General features: G+C 45.3%; 24 protein-coding genes and 1 other RNA gene. 10 read left to right on the top strand and 15 right to left on the bottom strand.

The genetic code is table 11. The features are described 5' to 3' along the window. Positions 1 to 14: 14 nt before the first annotated feature. From phnC to phnW, 5 genes are read left to right on the top strand one after another with little or no spacing between them, the layout of a single operon-like run. The gene (phnC, locus tag MZO41_RS07500; protein ID WP_003640975.1) at positions 15 to 785 is read left to right on the top strand and encodes a phosphonate ABC transporter ATP-binding protein; all 771 of its coding nucleotides are present in this window, start codon (positions 15 to 17) and stop codon (positions 783 to 785) included. Beyond that, complete coding sequence (gene phnE, locus MZO41_RS07495; RefSeq protein ID WP_022638341.1) at positions 775 to 1,578, top strand: phosphonate ABC transporter, permease protein PhnE; 804 nt, start codon at positions 775 to 777, stop codon at positions 1,576 to 1,578. Before phnC ends, phnE begins: the two co-directional genes overlap by 11 nt. After that, positions 1,575 to 2,429: a PhnE/PtxC family ABC transporter permease gene (locus tag MZO41_RS07490; RefSeq protein ID WP_003640973.1), complete on the top strand. Its 855-nt coding sequence runs from the start codon at positions 1,575 to 1,577 to the stop codon at positions 2,427 to 2,429. The genes phnE and MZO41_RS07490 overlap by 4 nt, the downstream gene beginning before the upstream one ends. 24 nt (positions 2,430 to 2,453) lie before the next feature. After that, complete coding sequence (gene phnX / locus MZO41_RS07485) at positions 2,454 to 3,251, top strand: phosphonoacetaldehyde hydrolase (RefSeq protein WP_013355242.1); 798 nt, start codon at positions 2,454 to 2,456, stop codon at positions 3,249 to 3,251. 21 nt (positions 3,252 to 3,272) lie between these two features. Continuing rightward, positions 3,273 to 4,373, top strand: coding sequence for a 2-aminoethylphosphonate--pyruvate transaminase (gene phnW, locus MZO41_RS07480; RefSeq protein WP_013355241.1), 1,101 nt, complete (start codon positions 3,273 to 3,275; stop codon positions 4,371 to 4,373). A gap of 133 nt (positions 4,374 to 4,506) precedes the next feature. On the opposite strand, the gene galE is transcribed toward phnW, so the two are convergent. The 14 genes from galE to MZO41_RS07410 all read right to left on the bottom strand — a co-directional run bounded on the left by galE (position 4,507) and on the right by MZO41_RS07410 (position 14,773). Next, a complete protein-coding gene (gene galE, locus MZO41_RS07475; protein ID WP_013355240.1) occupies positions 4,507 to 5,502 on the bottom strand; it encodes a UDP-glucose 4-epimerase GalE in 996 nt (331 codons plus the stop codon). 138 nt (positions 5,503 to 5,640) lie between these two features. Beyond that, positions 5,641 to 6,426 (bottom strand): acyl-[acyl-carrier-protein] thioesterase, encoded by a 786-nt coding sequence (locus MZO41_RS07470; protein WP_003640969.1) that lies wholly within the window; start codon positions 6,424 to 6,426, stop codon positions 5,641 to 5,643. A gap of 3 nt (positions 6,427 to 6,429) precedes the next feature. Then, complete coding sequence (gene rsmI / locus MZO41_RS07465; protein ID WP_013355239.1) at positions 6,430 to 7,326, bottom strand: 16S rRNA (cytidine(1402)-2'-O)-methyltransferase; 897 nt, start codon at positions 7,324 to 7,326, stop codon at positions 6,430 to 6,432. A 98-nt stretch (positions 7,327 to 7,424) separates the two neighbouring features. Continuing rightward, positions 7,425 to 7,772 carry a DNA replication initiation control protein YabA gene (locus MZO41_RS07460; RefSeq protein ID WP_003640967.1) on the bottom strand — a complete coding sequence of 116 codons (348 nt, stop codon included), beginning with the start codon at positions 7,770 to 7,772 and terminating at the stop codon, positions 7,425 to 7,427. Positions 7,773 to 7,796: 24 nt separating this feature from the next. After that, the gene (holB, locus tag MZO41_RS07455; RefSeq protein ID WP_013355238.1) at positions 7,797 to 8,816 is read right to left on the bottom strand and encodes a DNA polymerase III subunit delta'; all 1,020 of its coding nucleotides are present in this window, start codon (positions 8,814 to 8,816) and stop codon (positions 7,797 to 7,799) included. 16 nt (positions 8,817 to 8,832) lie between these two features. Next, complete coding sequence (darA, locus tag MZO41_RS07450; RefSeq protein WP_003640965.1) at positions 8,833 to 9,162, bottom strand: cyclic di-AMP receptor DarA; 330 nt, start codon at positions 9,160 to 9,162, stop codon at positions 8,833 to 8,835. After that, on the bottom strand, positions 9,159 to 9,824 hold the full coding sequence (tmk, locus tag MZO41_RS07445; protein ID WP_011101140.1) for a dTMP kinase: 666 nt from the start codon (positions 9,822 to 9,824) through the stop codon (positions 9,159 to 9,161). Before tmk ends, darA begins: the two co-directional genes overlap by 4 nt. A gap of 397 nt (positions 9,825 to 10,221) precedes the next feature. After that, positions 10,222 to 10,473 carry a YaaL family protein gene (locus MZO41_RS07440; protein ID WP_003640957.1) on the bottom strand — a complete coding sequence of 84 codons (252 nt, stop codon included), beginning with the start codon at positions 10,471 to 10,473 and terminating at the stop codon, positions 10,222 to 10,224. A 14-nt stretch (positions 10,474 to 10,487) separates the two neighbouring features. Beyond that, complete coding sequence (gene recR / locus MZO41_RS07435) at positions 10,488 to 11,087, bottom strand: recombination mediator RecR (protein ID WP_003637790.1); 600 nt, start codon at positions 11,085 to 11,087, stop codon at positions 10,488 to 10,490. Between the two features lie 15 nt (positions 11,088 to 11,102). Further along, entirely contained in the window at positions 11,103 to 11,411 is a 309-nt protein-coding gene (locus MZO41_RS07430; protein WP_003640956.1) for a YbaB/EbfC family nucleoid-associated protein, read from the bottom strand. Between the two features lie 21 nt (positions 11,412 to 11,432). Next, positions 11,433 to 13,130 carry a DNA polymerase III subunit gamma/tau gene (gene dnaX / locus MZO41_RS07425; RefSeq protein ID WP_013355236.1) on the bottom strand — a complete coding sequence of 566 codons (1,698 nt, stop codon included), beginning with the start codon at positions 13,128 to 13,130 and terminating at the stop codon, positions 11,433 to 11,435. 385 nt (positions 13,131 to 13,515) lie between these two features. Then, positions 13,516 to 13,602: signal recognition particle sRNA small type (gene ffs / locus MZO41_RS07420), an RNA gene on the bottom strand. Between the two features lie 53 nt (positions 13,603 to 13,655). Further along, positions 13,656 to 14,162, bottom strand: a complete 507-nt coding sequence (gene tadA / locus MZO41_RS07415; protein ID WP_003640954.1) for a tRNA adenosine(34) deaminase TadA — start codon at positions 14,160 to 14,162, stop codon at positions 13,656 to 13,658. 2 nt (positions 14,163 to 14,164) lie between these two features. Next, positions 14,165 to 14,773, bottom strand: coding sequence for a class I SAM-dependent methyltransferase (locus MZO41_RS07410; RefSeq protein WP_003640953.1), 609 nt, complete (start codon positions 14,771 to 14,773; stop codon positions 14,165 to 14,167). A gap of 222 nt (positions 14,774 to 14,995) precedes the next feature. Here MZO41_RS07410 and MZO41_RS07405 point away from each other — a divergent pair, with 222 nt between their 5' ends. The 4 genes from MZO41_RS07405 (at position 14,996) to MZO41_RS07390 (ending at position 19,225) form a co-directional block, all read left to right on the top strand. Then, positions 14,996 to 15,226, top strand: a complete 231-nt coding sequence (locus tag MZO41_RS07405; protein ID WP_003640952.1) for a redoxin NrdH — start codon at positions 14,996 to 14,998, stop codon at positions 15,224 to 15,226. Positions 15,227 to 15,364: 138 nt separating this feature from the next. After that, positions 15,365 to 17,530 (top strand): class 1b ribonucleoside-diphosphate reductase subunit alpha, encoded by a 2,166-nt coding sequence (nrdE, locus tag MZO41_RS07400; protein ID WP_013355235.1) that lies wholly within the window; start codon positions 15,365 to 15,367, stop codon positions 17,528 to 17,530. A gap of 27 nt (positions 17,531 to 17,557) precedes the next feature. Continuing rightward, positions 17,558 to 18,568 (top strand): class 1b ribonucleoside-diphosphate reductase subunit beta, encoded by a 1,011-nt coding sequence (gene nrdF, locus MZO41_RS07395; protein WP_003640950.1) that lies wholly within the window; start codon positions 17,558 to 17,560, stop codon positions 18,566 to 18,568. An 81-nt stretch (positions 18,569 to 18,649) separates the two neighbouring features. Next, positions 18,650 to 19,225 carry an LOG family protein gene (locus MZO41_RS07390; protein ID WP_003640949.1) on the top strand — a complete coding sequence of 192 codons (576 nt, stop codon included), beginning with the start codon at positions 18,650 to 18,652 and terminating at the stop codon, positions 19,223 to 19,225. A 174-nt stretch (positions 19,226 to 19,399) separates the two neighbouring features. On the opposite strand, the gene mprF is transcribed toward MZO41_RS07390, so the two are convergent. Next, the gene (gene mprF, locus MZO41_RS07385; protein ID WP_022638342.1) at positions 19,400 to 22,003 is read right to left on the bottom strand and encodes a bifunctional lysylphosphatidylglycerol flippase/synthetase MprF; all 2,604 of its coding nucleotides are present in this window, start codon (positions 22,001 to 22,003) and stop codon (positions 19,400 to 19,402) included. A 303-nt stretch (positions 22,004 to 22,306) separates the two neighbouring features. Here mprF and MZO41_RS07380 point away from each other — a divergent pair, with 303 nt between their 5' ends. After that, positions 22,307 to 22,975 (top strand): sunset domain-containing protein, encoded by a 669-nt coding sequence (locus MZO41_RS07380; protein ID WP_013355233.1) that lies wholly within the window; start codon positions 22,307 to 22,309, stop codon positions 22,973 to 22,975. Positions 22,976 to 22,979: the final 4 nt, after the last annotated feature.

Genomic DNA, 22,979 nt, shown 5'->3' with positions numbered 1-22,979 from the left:
GAAAGGATTTGCCAATGCTCAAGGTTATTCAGCTAGATAAAACATATGGTTCCAATAAGCATTCGCTCAAAGCAGTCAACTTCACAGCTAAACCGGGCGAAGTAACTGCCATCATCGGCCCGTCTGGTGCTGGTAAAACAACTATTTTACGGAGTATCAATCAGTTGATCCGCGATGATAGTGGTCAAATTTTGCTCGATGACACTGACATTCGTCAAGCGAACAAAGCTGAATTACGCAAAGTTCGTCATCATATCGGCATGATTTTCCAAAACTACAATCTGATCAGTCCGTTAACGGCCCTTGAAAATGTTCTGCATGGCCGCTTAGGCGCTAAATCAACGGTTGCTGGCATGCTCGGCCTTTACAGTAGCGCCGAAAAACAAGAGGCGCTACAACTACTCGACGAAGTAGGGTTAAAAGAATACGCCTACCAACGTTGCGATCAATTAAGTGGTGGCCAACAACAACGGGTCGGGATCGCACGGGCATTAATGCAACATCCTAAGATGATTTTATGTGATGAACCGATTGCTTCCCTAGATCCCAAATCAACGACCATTGTCATGGACATTCTACGGCGATTGGCAAAGGAAAAACAACTGATTATCCTCATTAATCTACATCAGGTCGATATCGCAATGGCGTACACCGACCATATCGTCGGCATTAACAGCGGCGCCATCGTTTTCGAAGGCGCCACTAATGAAGTTGACGACGCGGTCTTACAACACATTTATCGCCAACCTGACCAATCAACGGCGGTGGCTGCCAATGAAAACTAATCCAATGACACCGCAACGCTTTTTTCAGCAACGTCGGTTGCGATTATCAGTTGTTTTGCTCATTTTAATTGGCATCTACGTCTTATCCATGGCTCTCGTTAATTTTCAGGCGTGGGCTTCGATCAGTAAGATTCCAGCGGGCTTAATGTGGTTGTTTACCAACTTTATTCCGACAAGTCGTTCGATTTCTTATCTGGGACCGATTCTTTATCAGCTGTGGCGGACCTTGCTCGTGGCAATTTCATCAACCATGGTCGCTAGTCTCTTCGCCCTGATCTTTGCGATTCTCGGTGCTAAGACGACCACCCCAACACCTGTCCTCCGCTGGATTATTCGTTTTGGTGCTTCACTCTTACGTAATATTCCGGTGGTCGCTTGGGCGATGATTCTTCTGTTTTCTTTTAAACAGAGTGACTTTACGGGCTTCTTGGCACTGTTCTTTATGACGCTAGGCTATCTAACACGGGCCTTTACTGAAACTATTGAGGACCTCGATGCCGAAAAGCTTCAAGCACTGCAAGCCGTTGGCGCCAACTATTTCCAATGTGTCTTCTGTGGGGTGTTACCCGAAGCCGCTAGTACCTTGACTAGTTGGATTCTCTACATGATTGAAAACAACTTACGGGACGCAACCTTGGTCGGACTCTTGACGGGTACGGGTGTTGGTTTTCTCTTTGACTACTATTTTAAGGCGTTCCGCTATGACGCTGCTGGTCTAATTGTTTTGTTAATTGCGATTTTAGTCATTGTTTTAGAATTGACATCTAATCGAATTCGGAGGGCAATTGCATGATTGAAAACAGTCAACCCAAAACACAAGTACTTCAACCGTCAGCACCACCAACCCGGTCGATTTCGTTGGTGACTCGGCCCCGCAAAATCCTGCGAGCCGTTATGATTGGCCTAACGCTTATCAGTGTCTATTCATTAGTCACACTCAATAATGCCAACCTGAACATCATTGACGCTTTGCATAGCTTAGGTCTCAACCTGAATGCTATGTTCTTACACCCTAGCGTTGGTCAAGACACACTGGGGCAACTCTTACGGGCCCTAATGACTAGTGTTTCATTAGCAATGTTGACGACTTTGTTAGGAGCGCTAATCGCCTTCTTCATTGCCGTCGGTGCTGCCCGTAACTTAGCACCCAGTTGGTTAGCTACTAGTATTAAAGCAGTCATGGCCTTTATTCGTGCCATTCCAACGATTTTATGGGTGTTAATTTACTCCGTAGTCATGGGATTAGGTGCTAGTGCCGCCGTGGTCGGCTTGACCTTCCACAGTGTAGCGTACTTGGTTAAGGCTTATTCTGAAAGTATTGAAGAAACCTCACAAGATACGATTGAAGCGTTAAAGGCGAGTGGCGTGGGTTTTTGGCCGATTGTTTTTCAGGCCATTCTCCCGTCAATCATTCCAGCACTTCTTAGCTGGACGTTCATCCGGTTTGAAATTAACTTTGCCAATGCGGTCGCCGTTGGTGCTGCAGCCGGTGCTGACGATATCGGTTACTACCTCTTCATGGCTGGCAGTTTCTACTTCGATTTCCATGAAGTTGGTTTGATTGTCTACCTACTCTTGGGTGTCGCAATCGTGCTCGAACTGGTTTCTATGCGGTTACGTGGCCACTACTTAAAGAACAACTAAGTAAATTCAAAGGAGTTTTCATCAATGACAATTAAAGCAGTAATTTTTGACTGGGCCGGCACGACCATTGACTATGGCAGCCGGGCGCCCATCGTGGCTTTCCAAAAAGCCTTTGCCAACGTTGGTATTCAAATCTCTGAAGCTGAGATTCGCCAAGATATGGGACTAGATAAGTACACCCATATCCATAAAATCATGGATTTACCGGCCGTTCAAAACGACTGGCAGGCGCGTTTCCAAGTCTTACCGACTGAAGACGACTGCAATCAAATCTTTAGCAACTTCAAGGCAATCTTGCTTAGCTCCCTGACTGAATTCGGACAATTAAAGCCCGGCATGTCAGCTGTAATTGACTATTTGACCGCTCACAATATCAGCTATGGCACGACCACCGGCTATGACGCTGAAATGTTAGCCCTGGTCTTACCGATCGCAGCTAAGCAAGGCTATCGTCCCGCCGTCAACATCACTTCAGAACAAACTGGCGGTGTTGGTCGACCAGCGCCGGCAATGCTTGCGTTAGCAGCTGAACAGCTCACAGTCACCGATCCAACGACCGTCATGAAAATTGGGGATTCCGTTAATGATATCTTAGAAGGCAACAACGCCGACGCAGTCTCTGTAGGGATTATTGATGGTAGCAACATCATGGGACTTTCGGAGTTAGCCTTCAACGCCCTTAGCCCCGCCGAACAAGCTGAACGACGAGCCCACGTCACTGCCGCTTATCAACGCGCTGGTGCCGATTACATTTTACAATCGATGGCTGAATTACCGGCATTGCTTGATCAAATCAATCAACCGGTTGCCACTGATCATTAGCAGACAAGGAGCCCGATTTTTATGAAACAACCTTATTTACTCCTAACACCCGGTCCACTCAGTACGACTGCCAGTGTTAAGGACGCAATGCAAATTGATTATTGTACTTGGGATAGTGACTATCGGCACGTCACCGAAACCATTCGGCAACAAATCTTAGCTATGGCCCAAGCCAATCCAGAAAACTATACGACCGTCCTACTACAAGGAAGCGGCAGTTTTGGTGTTGAGGCCACCATTGGCACAGCAGTACCACGGACCGATGCAACTTTAATGATTGCCATTAACGGCGCATATGGGCATCGGATCAGTCAAATTGCAGAATATTACGATATTCCACATATCGACGTTGTGTTCAACGAAGATGAAGCCGTCGATCCGGTTCGGATTGAAGCAACCTTAGCTGATCATCCGGAGATTACCCACTTCGCAACCGTTCATAGCGAAACGACAACTGGGATTCTCAACCCAATCGAAGCCTTAATGCCTATCATGCATGAACACGAGATCGTAACGATCATCGATGCCATGTCCAGTTTAGGTGGCGTCCCGATTAGCATTGATGAATTGGATTGTGACTACTTGATTAGTAGTGCCAACAAGTGTGTGCAAGGCGTGCCCGGTTTTGCGTTCATTATTGCAAAACAAGCGACCTTGGCCCACACTGCTGACAACGCTCGTTCACTTTGTCTAGATCTCTACGACCAATGGCAAGCCATGACCAAGCAACCAGGAAAATGGCGCTTCACTTCGCCAACCCACGTGGTACATGCCTTTGCGCAAGCACTCATTGAATTGCAAGCAGAAGGCGGCGTGACACCACGCTACCAACGTTACCATGCTAGTCAACAACTCCTTAGCGACGGCTTACAAGCGCTAGGTTTTGAATTAGTGATTGATCCAGCCATTCAAGGGCCCATCATTACGTCATTCAAATACCCGAACGTCGACTTTGATTTTGCTGACTTCTATCAGTTCATCAAGCAACGCGGCTTCGTCATTTATCCTGGGAAGGTTTCAAATATCCCTAGCTTCAGAATTGGTACCATCGGTGATGTTGATACAACTGATATTCAACGACTCTTAACAATTATCGGTGATTATCAACAACTTCACCGCTAACTGCATTGATCAATCTAAAAGGTGCGTGCCAAGGACTCAATCCTGACATGCACCTTTTTTGACGACCACAAAAGCGGCTTTGAAATCTATTGACGAGATTTCAAAGCCGCTTTCAATTATCAGCTAACCGATACTAGTCACGATCATCGTAGCCATTGGGATGCTTCTGCGTCCAAGCCCACGCTGTTTCAATAATATCGTTAACATTGTCATAATTTGGTTGCCAACCTAGCACGTCACGCGCCTTATCACTCGCCGCAACCAATGAGTCTGGATCACCAGGCCGCCGTGGTGCTAGCTTAGCTGGAATTGGTTGCCCGGTAACTTCACGAGCAGCCGCTAACATTTGTTTGTTAGAGAAACCAGTTGAAGAACCCAGGTTAAAGGCATTGCTGTCATTTCCTGCAGCCAAGTACTTCAAAGCCAAGATATGTGCATCAGCTAAGTCGACAACATGCACATAGTCACGCACATTCGTCCCATCCGGCGTATTATAGTCATCGCCGAAGATTTTAAGTTCATCGCGTTTTCCTTGCGCAACTTGTAAAATGATTGGAACCAGATGTGTTTCGGGGCCATGATCTTCGCCAATACTGCCATCTGGCTTGGCACCCGCAACGTTAAAGTAACGTAACGCGACAAACTTAATGCCATAGGCGACGTCCGCCCAGTGCATAATCTGTTCCATCATTAACTTGCTGGCGCCATACGGGTTGATTGGTAACTGTGGATCAGTTTCTTTAATTGGAATCTGCTTAGGTGTCCCATAAGTAGCGGCCGTTGATGAGAAGACGATTTGCTTCACATTATGGGCCTGCATCGTTTCAAGTAACGTGATCATCCCACCAGTATTGTTATCAAAGTACTTCAGTGGCTTACTCATTGATTCTGGTACGATTGAAAAGGCGGCAAAATGCACGACAGCTTCAATATCCTCAGTATCAAAAACGTGATTCAAAAAATCCGCATCCCGCAAATCACCCTGATAAAACTTGGCCGCCGAATTAACAGCAGCACGGTGTCCCGTGACCAAATTATCAACGACCACGACGTCCGTACCGTGTTCTACTAACCGATCAACCATGTGAGAACCAATGTAGCCAGCTCCCCCTAAAACTAAAATTGACATAATGAACCTCCCCTGTATGGATGTATTAATCATAGCATACTGAATCGCTAGCGACTCTAATAAAAACGTGCGTTCTAATCGACCAAGTCGCTCATGACCACATCATTAACACACTAGTGTAAATACCAACCCAGCAAATTACTGAATCGGCTCTGGTAAAGTCCGCCATTGAATCGTGACCTCACAACACTTCTCATCATCAACTTCGATCAAATGACTCGTCGTGACCTGATCGGCCACTTCGCTCGGTAAGATGTTCGCATGAGCAGTCACCGTTTGCCCGTACTTGACTTCATTTTCATAGCGAACGTCAACGTGAACTAAATCATGTTGAAGCAAGAACGTCGCGGGTAGCGTATCTACGAGCCAATCAAAATAGTGTGCATTATTAACATGCCGGTTGGGATCAATGTCAAAGAAGCGGACATGGTACGGCTTCGTAATCGTTGTATCGGTCGCTTCAAAACTAATCGGTCGTGGCAAGCGCGGAATACGCTTGACGACTTCCGACTGATACGGCGCGACCAGTTCTGGTAAAATTTTTACGATTCGCCGGGTCGTTTGACTCATCATGACCCAGATACTCGTAATATAGGCCAACTGTTGACCATCTGCGTCCCGAATCCAAAATTCACGGTAAGCAAAATATGGATTATAAGCACTACCCCGAACGGCAATCGTAACGACTTCGTCTTGGCGGGGCATCCGTGTAATATCGATGGCATATTGCGTGACGACCCAACCGACACCATGGCTTTGCACCATTTCCGTCGTTAAACCAAGGGCGTCGCTTTGATCCTCTGATGCCAGTACAGCAATATCAATTAATGTCGTTAAGGTTGCGCGACCAGTGCGGTCACATTCATAATACGTAATCCGGTGCTGTTCACTGTAAAGACTCGCATTTGCGCCTAAAGTTGCCATTCATCAAGACTCCTCATCGTTGGTATTTAGTTCATGAAATTGATTATAAACGCTTTGCCGGGGAATATTTCGTCGCTTCGCAATCGTCTTAATGGCCACGTTGGGCTTATCTCCGGCTGCAATCAACGCTTCGACTTGGGCTTTGACTGGCAACTGTGCCAATTCATCCGTTGTTTCTGGTTCATCCTTATCCGGATTACCACCGATCAAAAGGACAAATTCGCCCTTTAACTGATGATCCTGCGCCCACGTCACCATTTCAGCCAAGGTTCCACGCGCGAATTCCTCGTAACGCTTAGTCAATTCCCGGCACGCCACAATTGGCCGCGTCCCTTCACAGACGGTCGCTAGGAGGGTCAAGGTCTTGGCAACACGGAATGGCGATTCGTACAAGACCACTGTTTCATGTCGCCGAGCCAATTTAGCCAAATCAGCTTTTTGTTCATTCTTCTTACGCGGTAAAAAGCCGTAGAAATAAAATGGCTGTGGCACTAGGCCAGAAGCAATCAGCGCAGTCAGGCCGGCATTGGCACCTGGTAGTGGCACGACTGGAATATTCGCGGCAATGCAGGCTGCCACAAGTTCTTTGCCGGGATCACTGATTGACGGCATCCCCGCATCGCTAACTTGTGCTAAGTTAACGCCCGTCTGTAATTTTTCAATTAACTGGGGAATCCGTTCTTGGGTGTTATGTTCATGAAAGCTAATTTGTTTCGTTGTAATTTCAAAATGATTCAATAACTTTTGGGTATTCCGGGTATCTTCTGCGGCAATTAGGTCAACCGTTTTAAGCATCGCCACTGCCCGATAAGTCATATCCTGTAAGTTGCCAATTGGCGTCGGTACTAAGTACAAGGTCCCGATACCCGCATGATCTGCAAAACTTTGTTGTGTTTCCAAAACGTCCTCCTAACAATCCTCTCGACCGTGACTTGTTCCTATGAGTGACTCGTGGTGAAAAGCACAAAAAGTCTGGGACTACTCCCAGACTTTTTCGACTATGCGCGTTCACGTTCACCATAAATGACTTCCAAACAAAAAACGCAGGATTCGTCATCGTCACGCCGTTTGCCGTAAAACTGGTTGCAGACGTGGAAGCCCTCATCATAGAGTTTTTCCAAGTTTTGCCGTGACTTTGAGAGCGTGGTCGTGCTAGCCGCTTTTTTCGGCAATTCATTTTCAATTTCGACCATGTGTTCACGTAAATGTTCATTTTCAATGACCAATTCCGCGTTTTTCTCTAACACCGTTGTCATATCGGCGCGTAACTTAGCCATTTTGTCTAGCATTTGTTGCATCTGTTGTTCCATTTCACCGAAACTATCGTATAAATCACGCTTATCCACGCGCTCACCCTCGTTTTCCTTTATTTAAGCGTTTGTTTGAAAAATCGGCCATAACTTTAACGTTAAGCCTTCTAAGACATTTTGAAAACTAATATTGCTAGCTAGCTGGCGCTTGGCCGTTAAAGCTAGTTCTGTCGCCGCAATCAACTGCTCATCGCTGACTTCAGCCGTTAACCCGGCCAATTCTTTTTGGTACTGACCAAAGGTTAACGCTGTCGTTGCCACCTCAAAATGTAATTGCAATAGATCTTGGAACAAGGCCGCAATTAAATCCAACATAACCAGCTGATGGTCAGCGTCCTTAGCCAAACCAACTAAATTGACCTGCACAGCCACAAAACTCCGTGGGTCACCCTTAACAGCCTGGTCAAACCACCGCCACAATGCTTGCGCAGCTTGTGGTAACCAATCATCCGTTAGCAACGCCTGCGCCTGGGTCACGCTATTTGTCAGGCCCCGTAACATCTGTGCTTGGTTTGGCGCAATCCCGGCCTGTTCAAACGTCTGCTGTAACGCCTGCGCATTTAATGGTGGGAATTCGATCACCTGGGTTCGTGAAATAATCGTTGGTAGCATCAGTTGCTTATTAGTCGTTAATAACAAGGCCGTGACGTTACCACTTGGCTCCTCAATAAACTTCAATAAGCTATTGGCAGCACTCGCTGTCATCTTCTCCGCATCATTAATGATGAACAGTTTCCGGTTACCTTCGACCGCACTCTTAGAGAATTCAGCTTTTAAGTAACGAACCTGATCAACGTGAATTCGCTGACCCTCGGGAGCCACTGTCACAATATCAGGGTGCGACCCATTAGCAATCCGGACGCACTCCTCACAAGTGCCATCTGGTTCACCATCATTAATATGCAGGCAGAACAACCGTTGCGCAATCCAATGGGCCAGTTCTGGTTGTCCAGCGCCTTCCATCCCCGCGAATAAGTACGCGTGGGCCAGATGGTTCTGGGCGATGATGTGTTTAAATGCCGCTAATAAGCGGGGCTGTTTCGCCGCTAACGTTTGCGCAAATGACTCGGTTGTTGCCATTAATAATCATCCTTCATTAAAATTGGTGAAATTGTTCAATTGGTAGAACAAAGACCGTGGCACCACCGACTTGAACTTCAACTGGATAGGCAGCTGCGCCATCCATCGTCACGTCTAGATTGACTGGTGGTGTCATAAACTGTTCCCGCGCATGACTCGTTTCTTTAATCATGGCTAAAACTTCATCCACACGGTCATCATCAATACCGATCATAAAAGTGGTATTACCTGAACGTAGGAAGCCCCCCGTCGTTGAGAGCTTCGTGGCCCGAACATTGGCTTCAATGAACTGGCTGCTCAACCGGTTACTGTCCTTATCTTGAACGATTGCAATAATTAATTTCATTGGTCTTCCCCTCCCTTGGATGCCACATAAGTCGGTAACTGTGACGCCATAATCTCTAAGGCCTGCGTCACAACTTGGTCCAATGGCTGACTTGCATCGACGCGCTTGATACGGTCAGGATGATCAGCCAGTAATCTCAAATACGCTGCTTGCACCCGGTGATGAAAACTTAAGGCTTCCACGTCCAAGCGATTAATTTCATTTTGGCGATGTTGTTGAATGCGGTTTAATCCAACGGCAGCATCTACGTCAAAATACAACGTTAAATCTGCGGTTAACCCCGCGGTCGCGAACTGATTCATATCATAAACCGCTTGTTCCCCAATACCACGACCGGCCCCCTGATAAGCGACCGAGCTATCGATGTAGCGATCACACAAGACAAGTTGGTCGTTCTGCAATGCTGGTTGAATGGTTTGGACGATATGTTGTCGCCGTGCTGCCGCATAGAGTAACGCTTCCGTACGGTCGTCCATCGCCGTATTATGACGGTCTAAAATGATTTTTCGAATTGCTTCTGAGATTTGATTCCCGCCCGGTTCACGCGTCACAACTAAGCGATCCCCTAATTGTGGCTGTAATTTGGCCACAATCGCGTTTAAAGCTGACGTTTTGCCGGCACCGTCTGGCCCTTCAAAAGTAACTAATTTTCCTGTCAACATTCCCAATCCCATCTATTTTCTTATATGTAGCAATTGTACTTGATTTTTGAGTACCTGTCTAATACGGTTACCACTAGTGAGGGTACTTTTTCACGATTTTTACGTGGGTCGGCTACTACCAATTGTGGTTTTAATGATTTATTCGGTGAATTGCTAAAAAGTTATTAGGTAGTACTACCCACGATTGATAAATACCGATTTTAGTTTGTTATTCATTAGTAGATACACATCTTCTATTCCAATTGCCGCACCTAGCATGTCTTAATCACAATGCATGACAGATTAACTGGTAAAATAATGCTAGGGTTCTAAATCAAAAACGCACGCCGTAGATTTACAAAAATCAACGACGTGCGTCTTTATTTTGAAACAAGTTATCTCTTAAATCACTAACAGTCTATTTATCAATGACCGAGCGCTGAATCGTCTGCCCATGAACTTGACGTAAACGTGCTTCACGATACAGATATAAATACTTAGCACGCGCTAAGGCGGTCTGCGTAACTAGTTCACTCGTATTATTATCATAGACCGCTTCTTGGTTCTGCTTCGCACGGTCCCAGTCCAACTTAGCGGCATTCAGGGTCGACAATAACTGTTCATCAAAAACTTCCTTGGGATGCTTGATCTTCTGTTTACGTTTAAACATGGTGGCACCTCCAATTACATTTCTTGGCGACCTTCAACTGCTTTGAATAAGGTCATTTCATCCGCATATTGAATATCACTACCAACCGACAAGCCATGCGCCAATCGGGTCACTTTGATCCCCGCCGGCTTAACTAACCGCGAGATGTACATCGCTGTTGCTTCACCTTCAGGCGTGGCATTGGTGGCAATAATGACTTCCTTGATGGCTTCATTTTGCTGTAGCCGTTTCAATAAACTGGCAATGTTGATATCTTCCGGACCTTTGCCATCAATGGGTGACAATACCCCATGTAAGACGTGATACAGCCCGTTGTATTCCTTAATCTTTTCCATTGCCATGACATCCTTGGCCTCTTCAACAACCAGAACGGTGCTTTGATCACGCGACTTATCCTTACAAATCACACACGGATCATCTTCGGTGATATTACCGCAAATACTACAAAAATGCAGGTCCCGTTTGGCCGCAATCAGCGACTTAGCGAACTCGGTGACGTCATCACCGTTCATATCAATTGTATAAAACGCCAGCCGCGTCGCAGTCTTGCCACCAATGCCGGGCAACTTCATATAACTATCAATCAACTTAGCAATTGGTTCTGGATACTGCATGTACTTACCTCGTTTTTACTGTAATCCCTTAGTATATTTTCCCATCGTACTTTGTGTCTGTTCATCGACCTTAGTCAACGCGTCGTTCACCGCAGCAACGACTAAGTCCTGTAACATATCCACATCATCAGGATCAACAGCATCAGGGTTAATCGTAATATCCTTCATCTTCTTATCACCAGTAAAAGTGACTTTGACCATGTCGTCTGGCGCCGCACCCGTGAAGGTTTGTTCATTTAAAGCCGCTTGTTCGGCTGTCATTTGCGCCTGCATCTTCTTCATTTGTTTCATCATACTTTGCATATTGCCCATTCCACGCATCATAATTATCAGTTCCTTTCGTCTTTAGTCCGGCTGTACTTCAACTAAATCACCGAACATGTTCTTAGCTTCTTCAACGACCGGTTCTTTGGCCGGTGCTTGTTGCTCTGATGTTGCACCTCCTGGCTGGTGAGTGGCCAAATAATCCTTACGAATTTGTGGCCACTGTTCTTTAGGCACACAGACAATCTTGGGTGCCTGTCCCATCAGCCGATCCAAACCATTTCCGAGTGCATCGATCAAGGTCTGGTCATCAATCGCTTTTTGATAAACAAACGCATAGTCAAACGCAACCACAACACCTTCTGAACTGGCCGCAACTGGTTGGGCCACGTGCATTAGGGCCCGCTGCGTCACACTCAAAATATTCATCAAATCAGTCCAAACATCGCGCACCTTAATGAGATCATTCTTCGTTGCCGCTCCCAGAATAGGATAAATCTGACTGACATTAACCTTCTTAACAACCGGGCCATTACTCGACCGCGGCTTAGCCGGTGCAGGTTTAGTGACACTACCACCTTGAGAACGTAACGTTTTGACCTCGCTTTGTAACTGTTCAACTTGTTGTGCCAGTTTATGCACAGTGGGATCTTCAGGATTGACCGTTGCCGCATCTACCGGTTGAACGGCCGCTTGACCATCCAACTGAGCTAGCTTGACCGTCAACACTTCTAAATAAACGTCGGGGTGCGTCGTGAACCGCATTTGTTGTTGAATATCGTTCAACGTCTTGACCATTTGGTACAGGACTTCAGCATCGATTTGCTTGGCAAATGCTTCAAATTGTTGATCATCCTCGCCCATCGCCACACTATCGACCATTTCAGGGGCCTGTTGATAGAGTAACACGTCACGCGTATAACTGATCAAATCTTCAATGAAACGGTTCGCATCTTTACCTTCTTGTAAGATTTGTCGCATCGTCTCTAGTGCCGGCTTCGTATCATGGTCGGTGACCTCACTGACATAGTTAGCCAGCAACTGCTTGGTCACACTTCCCGTCACCATTAACGCATCATCCAACGTAACCGTGTTATCCCCAAACGAAATTACTTGATCCAGAATACTTAAAGCATCCCGCATTCCACCTTCAGCAGCCGCTGCAATGACGCGTAGCGCTTTTTCATCATAGGTCACATCCTTCTCATTGAGGATGTACACCATCCGATCGTAGCTATCCTTAGCCGTAATCCGCCGAAAATCAAACCGTTGCGTCCGTGAAATAATCGTTAATGGAATCTTATGGGGCTCCGTTGTCGCTAAGATAAATATAACGTTAGCTGGGGGTTCTTCTAGCGTTTTGAGCAACGCATTAAACGCGCCAGTCGATAACATATGAACTTCATCAATAATGTAGACTTTATAGTCCGCTTGCGTTGGGGCATACTTCGCTTTGTCCCGAATATCACGAATCTCTTCCACACCATTATTAGAAGCCGCATCAATTTCGATGACATCATTTAGTTGCCCCTTGGTAATCGCCGTACAAGTCTCACATTCATTGCAAGGTTCCCCATCAACAAGATGGTGACAGTTGATTGCCTTGGCAAAAATCTTCGCTGCCGACGTTTTCCCAGTTCCCCGGGGACCGGTAAACAGATACGCATGACTCGTCTGGTGGGTCATAATGGCATTTTTTAGTGTCTGGGTAATCATCTGTTGCCCGACAATCTCATCAAAGCGTTGGGGACGCCAAACCCGATATAGTGCCCGATACATGCGATTCTTCCTTTCTTACATCAGTCATACTTTGGTTATCATTACTTATTATAAGCCATTGTTTAAACGTCCTGAACAGTTAGCTTCCTGGTTGTGCTGCTTCCACTAACGATCAGTGTCGGTTATGCAAATTAAGCATCTAAGCGCACTTGCCAACGAGTCGATGCCCAGGCCTTTAACCACCTTTGTTAGGCGTTTGGTTATTCCTTCAACAAGCAGTGGCTTTAACTATCAGCCTGAAAAGCATCACCCAAATAACGTATTACTACTATAATAATAGGTAAATAAAAATAAACCAACCTATCAGCACGTTCAAAACTAGCACTCAATATTTAATTTAAATAAAAAGCTCTCAACCGAATGGCTAAGAGCTGTTACATTTCATAAAAACAAAAGGCACAAGATGAAGCAAACTTAGTGCTGCTTCCTTCCGGACCTGACACGATTCGTAAATCCACCCTTGCCTTTTGGCCTTGCGGCAAATACTATAATACATGATTTGCGCCACAATTACCAGCCATCGGCTTAATTTTTTTCAGCAGCTTCACGTCGTGCTTTTTTAGCCGCCTTTTTCCGTTTACGAATCCCACGGAAGAAGTTTTCCAACATCTCGCCGGCCGGACGTGCCAAGATGCGTTCATGAACCGTTACTTGATGATTTAACCGGGTATCATCCATCACCTGATACAAACTACGAACGGCGCCAGCCTTGGGATCACGGGCACCAAAGTAGAGTTCAGGTAGCCGTGCATTAATAATAGCCCCACTACACATCAAACATGGTTCCAAGGTGACATATAGCTGACAATCGGCTAATCGCCAACTATGCAAATATTCGCAAGCTTCCTGAATCGCAATAATTTCCGCGTGCATCGTTGCATCCTGACCATGCTCCCGTAAATTGTGACCACGGCCAATAATTTCACCCTGGTGAACGATCACGGCCCCAATCGGCACTTCGCCAATTAAGTAGGCCATCCGCGCTTCATGTAATGCTTCTTGCATCCAGTCTTCCGCTGTTGGTTCCGTCACGACTATCCCTCCTTTACACTTTGTAGGATGTAATACCCTTTGTCCTTCTTAATCACCTGACAATTACCAAAGGTCGTTTGCATCAATTTCTTCGCAGATGGTGCGCCCTGCTTTTTCTGTAAAACGACGGTGAGTGTTCCACCAACGACTAGCCGTGAAACGGCCCCCGTTAACATCGCATCCACCACTGCCTTACCTGCGCGCACCGGTGGGTTGGTGACAATCGCCGCGTAATTAGTCGCGGTCACTTGTTGATAGACATCAGACGTAAAAATATTGGTATTCGTAATTTGGTTCAAAGCAACATTTTTACGCGCTAAGCTTAGCGCTAACTCGTTCACATCGACCATATCAACCGTTCGTTCGGGTGATTGATACGCGAGCGCCATCCCAATGGGACCATATCCGGTTCCCAAATCTAGCATTGGGCCCGCTGGCAAATCAGTTGGATCAAACGCTGCAAGTAGTGTTCGTGAGCCGTAATCCACGGTACGCTTGGAGAAGACACCGTTGTCCGTCGTAAATTTAAACGAGTGATTAAAAATTTCAAAATTCCATTGCTTTTCATCATGCACAATATCCGGATTGTGTGTATAATAATAGTTGGTCATATTTATTTTCCTCTAAATTTCTGGTCTATATCTATGATAACTGATTCAGCGAGTGAACCACAAATAATTTAAAAAACTTTTTAGTCGGTTAAAAGCTGACACTAGCACAACATCTAGGGCTTGTGATTTTTACCACACCCTAGATGTTGTGTTTTTTGATTGTTTTTTTCACCACATGTTGTATACTAAATTTATCAGAAAAACGAGTTAGGATGATGAAAAATGAAAAAAGTTACTGTATTTACTAAAAACAACTGCATGCAATGCAAGATGACTAAGAAGTTCCTCACGGCGCACAATATTGCCTTTGAAGAGAAGAACATCAATACGAATCCTGAATACGTCGATTACCTGAAGAATCAAGGTTTCCATGCTGTTCCGGTCGTTGAAATCAATGGCGAAGACAGCATTGCCGGCTTCCGTCCTGATGCTTTAAAACAATTAGCTGTTTAGTTTGTTCACGCTTTTTTGCGTGGTTACATAGCTGGTTTACCCTTTAAAATATGATAAACGACCCACAATCATCAACCTACTGATTGTGGGTCGTCGATTTTGCCAGCCACAATTATACTGATAGAAAGAGGATTCCTTATGACCTTAAAAGATTTAAAAGACGTCACGTATTACGACTTAAATAATGAGATCAATATTCCCGTTAACAATCAGATTCCGCTCAACAAGGATCAGGAGGCACTTGCCGCTTTCCTTGAACAAAATGTTGAACCGAACACGATGAAATTTGATAGTCTTAAGGCGCGCTTTGACTACCTACGTGAACACGACTATTTGGAAACCCCTGCCATTGATAAGTATGATTTTAGCTTTATCGAAAAACTTTACGATTACTTGCGGTCGCAAGACTTCCACTTCAAGACGTTTATGGCGGCTTACAAATTTTATGCCCAATACGCCTTAAAGACGGATGATGGCGACTATTACTTGGAAAACTTTATTGACCGTGTGGCAATGAACGCCCTCTACTTTGCTGATGGTAATGAAGACTTGGCGATGGACCTGGCCGACGAAATCGTTCACCAACGTTATCAACCAGCCACCCCCAGTTTTCTCAATGCTGGCCGGGCCCGGCGTGGTGAATTGATTTCTTGCTTCTTGATTCAATCGACCGATGATATGAACTCAATCGGCCGGACGATTAACTCCGCGTTACAACTTTCTCGGATCGGTGGCGGGGTCGGTATTAACCTCAGCAACTTACGGGGTGCCGGTGATCCAATCAAGCATATCGATGGCGCTGCTAGTGGGGTCGTACCCGTCATGAAATTATTAGAAGACAGTTTCTCCTACTCTAACCAATTAGGTCAACGTCAAGGTGCCGGGGTCGTTTACCTTAGTGTCTTTCATCCAGATATTATTGCCTTTCTTTCTGCTAAGAAGGAAAACGCCGACGAAAAGATTCGGCTCAAGACGCTTTCACTCGGTGTCACCGTACCCGACAAGTTTTACGAGTTGATCAAGGCTGACGCTGATATGTATCTCTTCAGTCCTTACGGCGTTGAACGCGAATACGGGGTACCGTTCTCATATGTCGATATCACCAAAGAATACGACAATATGGTTAAGAACCCGAACATCCGTAAAACTAAGATCAAGGCGCGTGACCTTGAAAATGAAATCAGCAAGTTACAACAAGAATCTGGCTACCCATACGTCGTCAACATTGATACCGCGAACCGCGAAAATCCTATCGACGGTAAAATTGTGATGAGTAACTTGTGCTCAGAAGTGATGCAAGTGCAAACCCCATCATTAATTGATGACCAACAACAGTATGAGAAATTGGGAACTGATATTAGTTGTAACCTTGGTTCGACTAACATTGTTAACTTAATGACCTCTCCAGACTTTGGACATTCTGTTGAAGCCATGGTGCGCGCGTTAACTTTTGTTACTGACCACTCTAACGTCGACGTCGTTCCTTCCATCCAAAAAGGGAACCGTCAAGCCCATACCATTGGGTTAGGTGCCATGGGGCTCCATGCCTTTTTCGCGAAGAATCAGATGGAATACGGCAGTAAAGAAGCCGTTGACTTTACCAATATCTACTTCTTACTCTTAAACTACTGGACCTTAAAAGCTTCTAACGAAATTGCGCGTGAACGTCACGAAACCTTCGTTAACTTTGAAAAATCCAAGTATGCCGATGGTTCTTACTTTGACAAGTACACCACCCAAGATTGGCAACCAAAATATGACAAGACCACTGCACTGTTTGACGGTATCTTCATTCCAACCAAAGCTGATTGGGAAGCCCTCAAAGAAGCCGTTATGCGTGATGGCCTCTATCATCAAAACCGGATGGCTGTCGCCCCAAATGGGTCAATCTCGTACATCAACGATACGACTGCCAGCCTACACCCAATCATCAACCGGGTCGAAGAACGACAAGAAAAGAAAATTGGTAAGATTTATTATCCCGCTCCTTACCTATCTAATGATACAATTAACTATTATAAGTCAGCATACGATACTGATATGCGTAAAGTTATCGATGTCTATGCGGCTGCTCAACAACACGTTGACCAAGGAATGAGCTTGACCCTCTTCATGCGGTCAACTATTCCAGCTGGCTTATACGAATGGAAAGATGGTCGCACTGATAAGATGACCACGCGGGACTTAAACATTTTACGGAACTACGCCTACCGCAAAGGGATCAAATCGATTTATTATATTCGGACCTTTACGGATGACGATGGCGAAGTCGGTGTTAACGAATGTGAAAGCTGCGTAATTTAGTATCTTAGATCTCTAGGAGGATAACAAATGGCAACAGACTTGGCTTACTACCAAAAACTGCTCAGTAATGGCAACTATAAGGCAATTAACTGGGATCGAGTTTCAGATGCAATTGATAAAAGTACTTGGGAAAAGTTAACCGAACAATTTTGGTTAGACACCCGGATTCCAGTTTCCAACGACATGGCAGACTGGCGTGAATTAGATGATGATCACCGGTGGGTCGTGGGACACGTTTTCGGCGGTTTGACGCTGCTGGATACGTTACAATCACAAGACGGTCTGCAAGCACTTCGCCGCAACGTCTTAACTTCACATGAAACGGCCGTACTAAATAACATCCAATTCATGGAATCTGTTCATGCAAAGAGTTATTCAACAATTTTTGAAACATTAAATACGCCGGACGAAATTAATGAAATTTTTGACTGGAGTGACAGTGAAGAATTCTTGCAAGCAAAAGCCCAATGGATCTACAAGCTTTACGATAACATCGACGAAGATCCATTGAAACAAAAAGTTGCGAACGTCTTTTTGGAAACTTTCTTGTTCTATTCTGGTTTCTATACGCCACTGTACTACTTGGGCCACAATCAATTGCCAAACGTTGCCGAAATCATTAAATTGATTTTGCGGGACGAAAGTGTCCATGGCACTTACATTGGTTATAAGTTCCAATTAGGCTTCAAAGACCGTTCTGAAAAGCAGCAGGCAGAATTTAAAGACTGGATGTTCGATTTCTTATACAAACTCTATGAGAATGAAGAAAACTACATTCATTTAGTTTACGATCAAATTGGTTGGTCTGATGAAGTCTTGACTTTTAGTCGTTATAACGCCAACAAAGCCTTGATGAATCTCGGCCAAGATGCCCTCTTCCCAGATACTGCGGAAGACGTTAACCCGGTCGTCATGAACGGGATTTCAACGGGGACTTCTAACCATGACTTCTTCTCACAAGTTGGGAATGGTTACCGCTTGGGTCAAGTTGAAGCAATGCAAGACACCGACTACGATATTGGTAATCCAGACGATTAATCAACACGTTAGTTCACAAAAATGCGGCGCCTATCCGGGCCGCATTTTTGCTAGAAAATTTTATCTTGGGGGTAGTTTAGAATGGCAATTCATAATATCTGTGTTTTTTGTGGGTCTAATTCTGGTTTAGATCCCGCATTTAGTGACAAAACGGTGGCACTCGGTCAATACTTGGCCGCTAATGATTACCAACTCGTCTATGGCGGTGGCGACCATGGTTTAATGGGGAAAGTCGCCAAAGCAACTATGGATGCTGGTGGCCGCGTTATCGGGATTATCCCGCATTTTCTGGTCGCAAGAGAACTTGCATTTAAGGACGTCACGACTTTTATCGAAACGCGCACGATGACCGAACGCAAGGAAAAGATGCTTCACCTCGCTGACGCCTTTATCGTTTTACCTGGCGGGTTTGGCACCTTTGAAGAATTCTTACAAATGTTATCTTGGAGTCAAATGGATATTCACCAAAAGCCGATTGCGCTCTACAACATCGACGGCTTCTACGACGATCTAGTCGCCATGCTACAAAAGACCGCCGATTTAGGGTTTGCCCCCGAGGCTAACCTCGACCTATTCATTAATGGGCATGATCTTGATGAAATTTTCGCTGGTTTCCATGATTTCAAACATGTGTTACCGCCTAAGTATACGAACTAAATAATCTAGCCTACGCAAAACAGCTCTAGTGCTTCTGCCACAATTAGTTCAGCCCTCATCATATTAGTCGGCTGAATTCTAAAGTCATCATAAAATGCCCCATCATTGCTTCTCGCAGTGATGGGGCATTTTGCTATGTCATTAACGATACTTACTTTATGACATACTATTCAGTTATTTCAATCGTTTCAACAACCATACTGGCCGGTGCCGCTCAGACTTGTGTACCCGGGTATTAACGACTTGTAGCAATTGTAAAATGGTGAAGATTAGTGAATTACGTTTTCGGTACGCAATGTACTTCGGTTCCCACTCAGTCACATACTTCTCTTTGTACGACCGTAATCCCTGAAAACCATATAACTGGTAGCCATATTCGTAAATTAAATGAGCAATTTTTTCTTGAATAAAACTGTAGCGTGAAACCCCTACACCGGATAATGGTGCCATTCCCATATTGAAATAAGCATAGCCATCGTCACGCGCCTGTTCAAATAGGTGCACAAAGACCGTGTCCATAATGCCGGATGGCGCCGATTTGCTTGACCGCATTAAGTCAATTGAAGTCGTCTGATGATTTCCCTGCGGCATAATATTCGCAAACGCGACAATTCGGTGGTCAGGATCATAAACGACCGCTACGGGTGCCTGATTGAGATACTGCTCATCAAAAAATCCGAGCGAGAATCCTTTTTCCGTCTCACCTGCTAACCAACTATCCGAAACGGCTCGTAATTCAGCCATAACGTCGGCACTGAACGGTGGCTGCAAGATGGCAAACTCATAGTGATCACGGGTAAACTTATTCATTAGGGCCCGCTCACCCCGTAGCCGTTTACCAGCCAAACTAAAGTCTGCCAATTTAACGTGCCCTTCTTCACCAGTTTTGATAAAGTCAAAGCCCATTTCGTGTAGGCGCATCGTCAGCATCTCACTAATTTCGTAAAAGACTAGCGAGCAACCGTCACTATCTGCGTCATCCAATAACTGTTCCAAGGCAGTTTGTAATACCGCTTGATTACCGAATGGCTCTCCCATAATAATCAGTTTATCGGCCTTCTGTTGGTATAAGAAAATCAGTTGATCGACCCCATCGACTTGATAGTAATATGCTAACTTATCATTCAAATAAGCCAAGTGTGAGATTTCATTGCCGCCATAAGTTTCAATCACTTGTTTGACCCGAGCCGCATCCATCTTTTGACGTAATCGGGCGTTATAACCACTCGCAAAGTAGCGGTACATAATAATCAAAATCATTGCCGCTAAGACTAACCCAATCACTCCAAATAACCAGAGCTTTTGTGATGGGAAGAACAGAGCTTCAGGAACCGCATGCCGATGATGAATTTGGGGCGCGTTATAGACTCCCACAATCGTATACAAGATAAAGGTCACCACATACACGCAGCTAACCCACAACGTTTGCCCCCACGAAAAAGCCAACCGATCACGATAATAAGCATGCCGCGACAAAGCCACTAGCGCTAGAATCACAATCAAGAAAATCACAAATTTCATCGAAATTGCATCATAGACGACGAGCCAGCGAATCGTATTCAAAATTGCAATCAGCAGGACAATCACCGTTGGCCAAAAAGCTTTTTTGACCCGGCCAGCAGTTCCCAACGCCACCCCAATCAGTAAGAAGGCCATAATAATACTGCTGGCCTGATTAATAAAGAAAAAGGTGTACGGATAAAACTGTAAGAAGAGTTTATTGTTATATGCAAAGTTAGGGACCGTTGACATCAACAACATCAGAAAACCAGAAAAATAGAGAAAAACCGTCAGTACCATCTGAGCAACACGTTGTAATGCCTGCTTAGGAATACCCGCTAAGCGCACGTTTAAGCGATGGCCGGTGTCATGGATGAATAAGACCAACCCGATGGCAAACGGGATAATATAGTAGAATAACCGGTAAAATAAGAGCCATGCGACTGCGTCTGGTCGAGAAACTCCGACCGCACCGAGGCCAAAAATCATGAAAACGTCGAATGACCCAATACCACCGGGTACCATTGACACTTCACCGACAACCGAAGCAATCACGAATAACGGCACGACCGCTGCAAAATCAATGGGTAATCCCATAAAGTTTCCAATTAATAAGAAGAACAGCACACAGCCAGTCCATTCACCAAACGACCCACTCAATAACCGAACGACGTTGCCGAGCGTAAGGCCATCGAAGAATTCCGAATCGTTGACTCGTGTAAAAATAAAGATGGCTGGAAAATACAGTGCACCACCGACGAGCCAGATCCAGTAACTGCCATACATGTTCCCAATGCCAAAGCCATAGACTAGCACGAGTGAAATCATACAATATAATGACAATCCCGAAACTAAAAACAAAGCGATCTTGGAAATGGCAAACACGATTTGTTTCTTAGTGGCTTCGCGATTATAAAAGTTAGCACGCAGTGAGGCGCCCAGCACGCCCCCAAAACCACCGATATTCGTAAATGTATTGGTGATCCATCCAGCTTTTAAGATATAGCCAAGTGAATAGTGGTTGGGTAAAAACTTTGTAATCATGACGTCATACGTCAGCATTGGTGTCACTGCGATAATACCAATCACGACCATGCTTAACAGATGCCACCAGCTTTGCGAAGCAAGCGCATTCGCCAACTGCGCGCCACTGACTTCCTTCGCAATTTTGCCGACTTCCGTAATCACAAATAACAGGACAGAGAATACAAATAATGCTTTGATGATCCCCATGCGTTTATTGAGTGCCGTCCCGATTTTCTGTAACGTTGCCTTCAAAAAAATTCCCCCATTGGTGTGTTTGTTCTATTATCGCAATCTTAGCCTGTTTATACAACCGTTATAGGTCGTTAATAACCCCCACAGGTCTGATTTGTCGCCGTATTAAGCTATGAACATTTTAAATATCTACTACTAAATTGTTCCGAATGGGTGTTAGTAGTTAGCACTAATTATGATTAATTGTCGAAATTAATACCAGCATAAACCAATATTAATTGATTTTTAGTTACCAAACTTGCTTTACCAACCTTTACCGTTTATGTATAATTAAAGTGATACATAAACAAGGAGGAATTTCTTATGCACCATGCAAAAAAACTCGTCGTTGCACTAACGAGTCTACTCATCTTAACCGGCTGTACCACTGGTAATCAACAAGCCGCCAACCATACCAGTGTCAAAACCAAGACGGTTCGGGTTGAGAAACGGACTGCTGCTAATAAAGCCGCCTGGGCAAAAGCAAGGGCCGCTAGTCGGGCTAACGCGGCCTCAGCCAAAGCTCTTAGTTCAAACACGACCCAACTCGCAATTGCAACTAGTCAGGCTAAGCGTCAATCCGAACAACTAAAAGCAAAACATGACGACGCAATGGCATCATCAAAATCAGCGTCACAGGCTGCCGCCAAATCAGCTGCTAGTGAAGCGGCCGCACAATCACGCTCCCAGTCAGAAGCCCAGTCCGCTTCGGCCGTCGCAGCCGCTAGCCAATCTAAGCAAGCGGTCAAGGCCAGCAGTCAAGCAGCTGCTCAAAGTCAACAAACTCAAACTAGTACCGCAAACACGAGTCGGCAGAATAATTTTTCTGGCGATACCGATACCGCCCAAACTGGACGCATCGTGGGTAACCGTAATTCCAAAATTTATCACGTTGAAACGGGTCAAAACTACCGGATGGCCGGTAAAAATGCCGTTTACTTTAGTACGGAAGACGCGGCGCGGGCCGCTGGTTTCCGTAAGTCATTTCGATAGGAGG

Source organism: Lactiplantibacillus sp. C232, assembly GCF_023806725.1.
In the GTDB taxonomy this organism is placed as follows: Bacteria; Bacillota; Bacilli; order Lactobacillales; family Lactobacillaceae; genus Lactiplantibacillus; species Lactiplantibacillus plantarum.
The sequence above is the reverse complement of the archived record's forward strand: the minus strand, read 5'-3'. Positions and strand labels throughout refer to the sequence as shown.

What these genes read in the sequence shown, in the direction of transcription:
- phnC (WP_003640975.1), top strand. Translation starts at nt 15, where the DNA reads ATGCTCAAGGTTATTCAGCTAGATAAAACATATGGTTCCAATAAGCAT.
- phnE (WP_022638341.1), top strand. Translation starts at nt 775, where the DNA reads ATGAAAACTAATCCAATGACACCGCAACGCTTTTTTCAGCAACGTCGG.
- MZO41_RS07490 (WP_003640973.1), top strand. Translation starts at nt 1,575, where the DNA reads ATGATTGAAAACAGTCAACCCAAAACACAAGTACTTCAACCGTCAGCA.
- phnX (WP_013355242.1), top strand. Translation starts at nt 2,454, where the DNA reads ATGACAATTAAAGCAGTAATTTTTGACTGGGCCGGCACGACCATTGAC.
- phnW (WP_013355241.1), top strand. Translation starts at nt 3,273, where the DNA reads ATGAAACAACCTTATTTACTCCTAACACCCGGTCCACTCAGTACGACT.
- galE (WP_013355240.1), bottom strand. Translation starts at nt 5,502, where the DNA reads ATGTCAATTTTAGTTTTAGGGGGAGCTGGCTACATTGGTTCTCACATG.
- MZO41_RS07470 (WP_003640969.1), bottom strand. Translation starts at nt 6,426, where the DNA reads ATGGCAACTTTAGGCGCAAATGCGAGTCTTTACAGTGAACAGCACCGG.
- holB (WP_013355238.1), bottom strand. Translation starts at nt 8,816, where the DNA reads ATGGCAACAACCGAGTCATTTGCGCAAACGTTAGCGGCGAAACAGCCC.
- darA (WP_003640965.1), bottom strand. Translation starts at nt 9,162, where the DNA reads ATGAAATTAATTATTGCAATCGTTCAAGATAAGGACAGTAACCGGTTG.
- tmk (WP_011101140.1), bottom strand. Translation starts at nt 9,824, where the DNA reads ATGTTGACAGGAAAATTAGTTACTTTTGAAGGGCCAGACGGTGCCGGC.
- MZO41_RS07440 (WP_003640957.1), bottom strand. Translation starts at nt 10,473, where the DNA reads ATGTTTAAACGTAAACAGAAGATCAAGCATCCCAAGGAAGTTTTTGAT.
- recR (WP_003637790.1), bottom strand. Translation starts at nt 11,087, where the DNA reads ATGCAGTATCCAGAACCAATTGCTAAGTTGATTGATAGTTATATGAAG.
- MZO41_RS07430 (WP_003640956.1), bottom strand. Translation starts at nt 11,411, where the DNA reads ATGATGCGTGGAATGGGCAATATGCAAAGTATGATGAAACAAATGAAG.
- dnaX (WP_013355236.1), bottom strand. Translation starts at nt 13,130, where the DNA reads ATGTATCGGGCACTATATCGGGTTTGGCGTCCCCAACGCTTTGATGAG.
- MZO41_RS07410 (WP_003640953.1), bottom strand. Translation starts at nt 14,773, where the DNA reads ATGACCAACTATTATTATACACACAATCCGGATATTGTGCATGATGAA.
- MZO41_RS07405 (WP_003640952.1), top strand. Translation starts at nt 14,996, where the DNA reads ATGAAAAAAGTTACTGTATTTACTAAAAACAACTGCATGCAATGCAAG.
- nrdE (WP_013355235.1), top strand. Translation starts at nt 15,365, where the DNA reads ATGACCTTAAAAGATTTAAAAGACGTCACGTATTACGACTTAAATAAT.
- nrdF (WP_003640950.1), top strand. Translation starts at nt 17,558, where the DNA reads ATGGCAACAGACTTGGCTTACTACCAAAAACTGCTCAGTAATGGCAAC.
- MZO41_RS07390 (WP_003640949.1), top strand. Translation starts at nt 18,650, where the DNA reads ATGGCAATTCATAATATCTGTGTTTTTTGTGGGTCTAATTCTGGTTTA.
- MZO41_RS07380 (WP_013355233.1), top strand. Translation starts at nt 22,307, where the DNA reads ATGCACCATGCAAAAAAACTCGTCGTTGCACTAACGAGTCTACTCATC.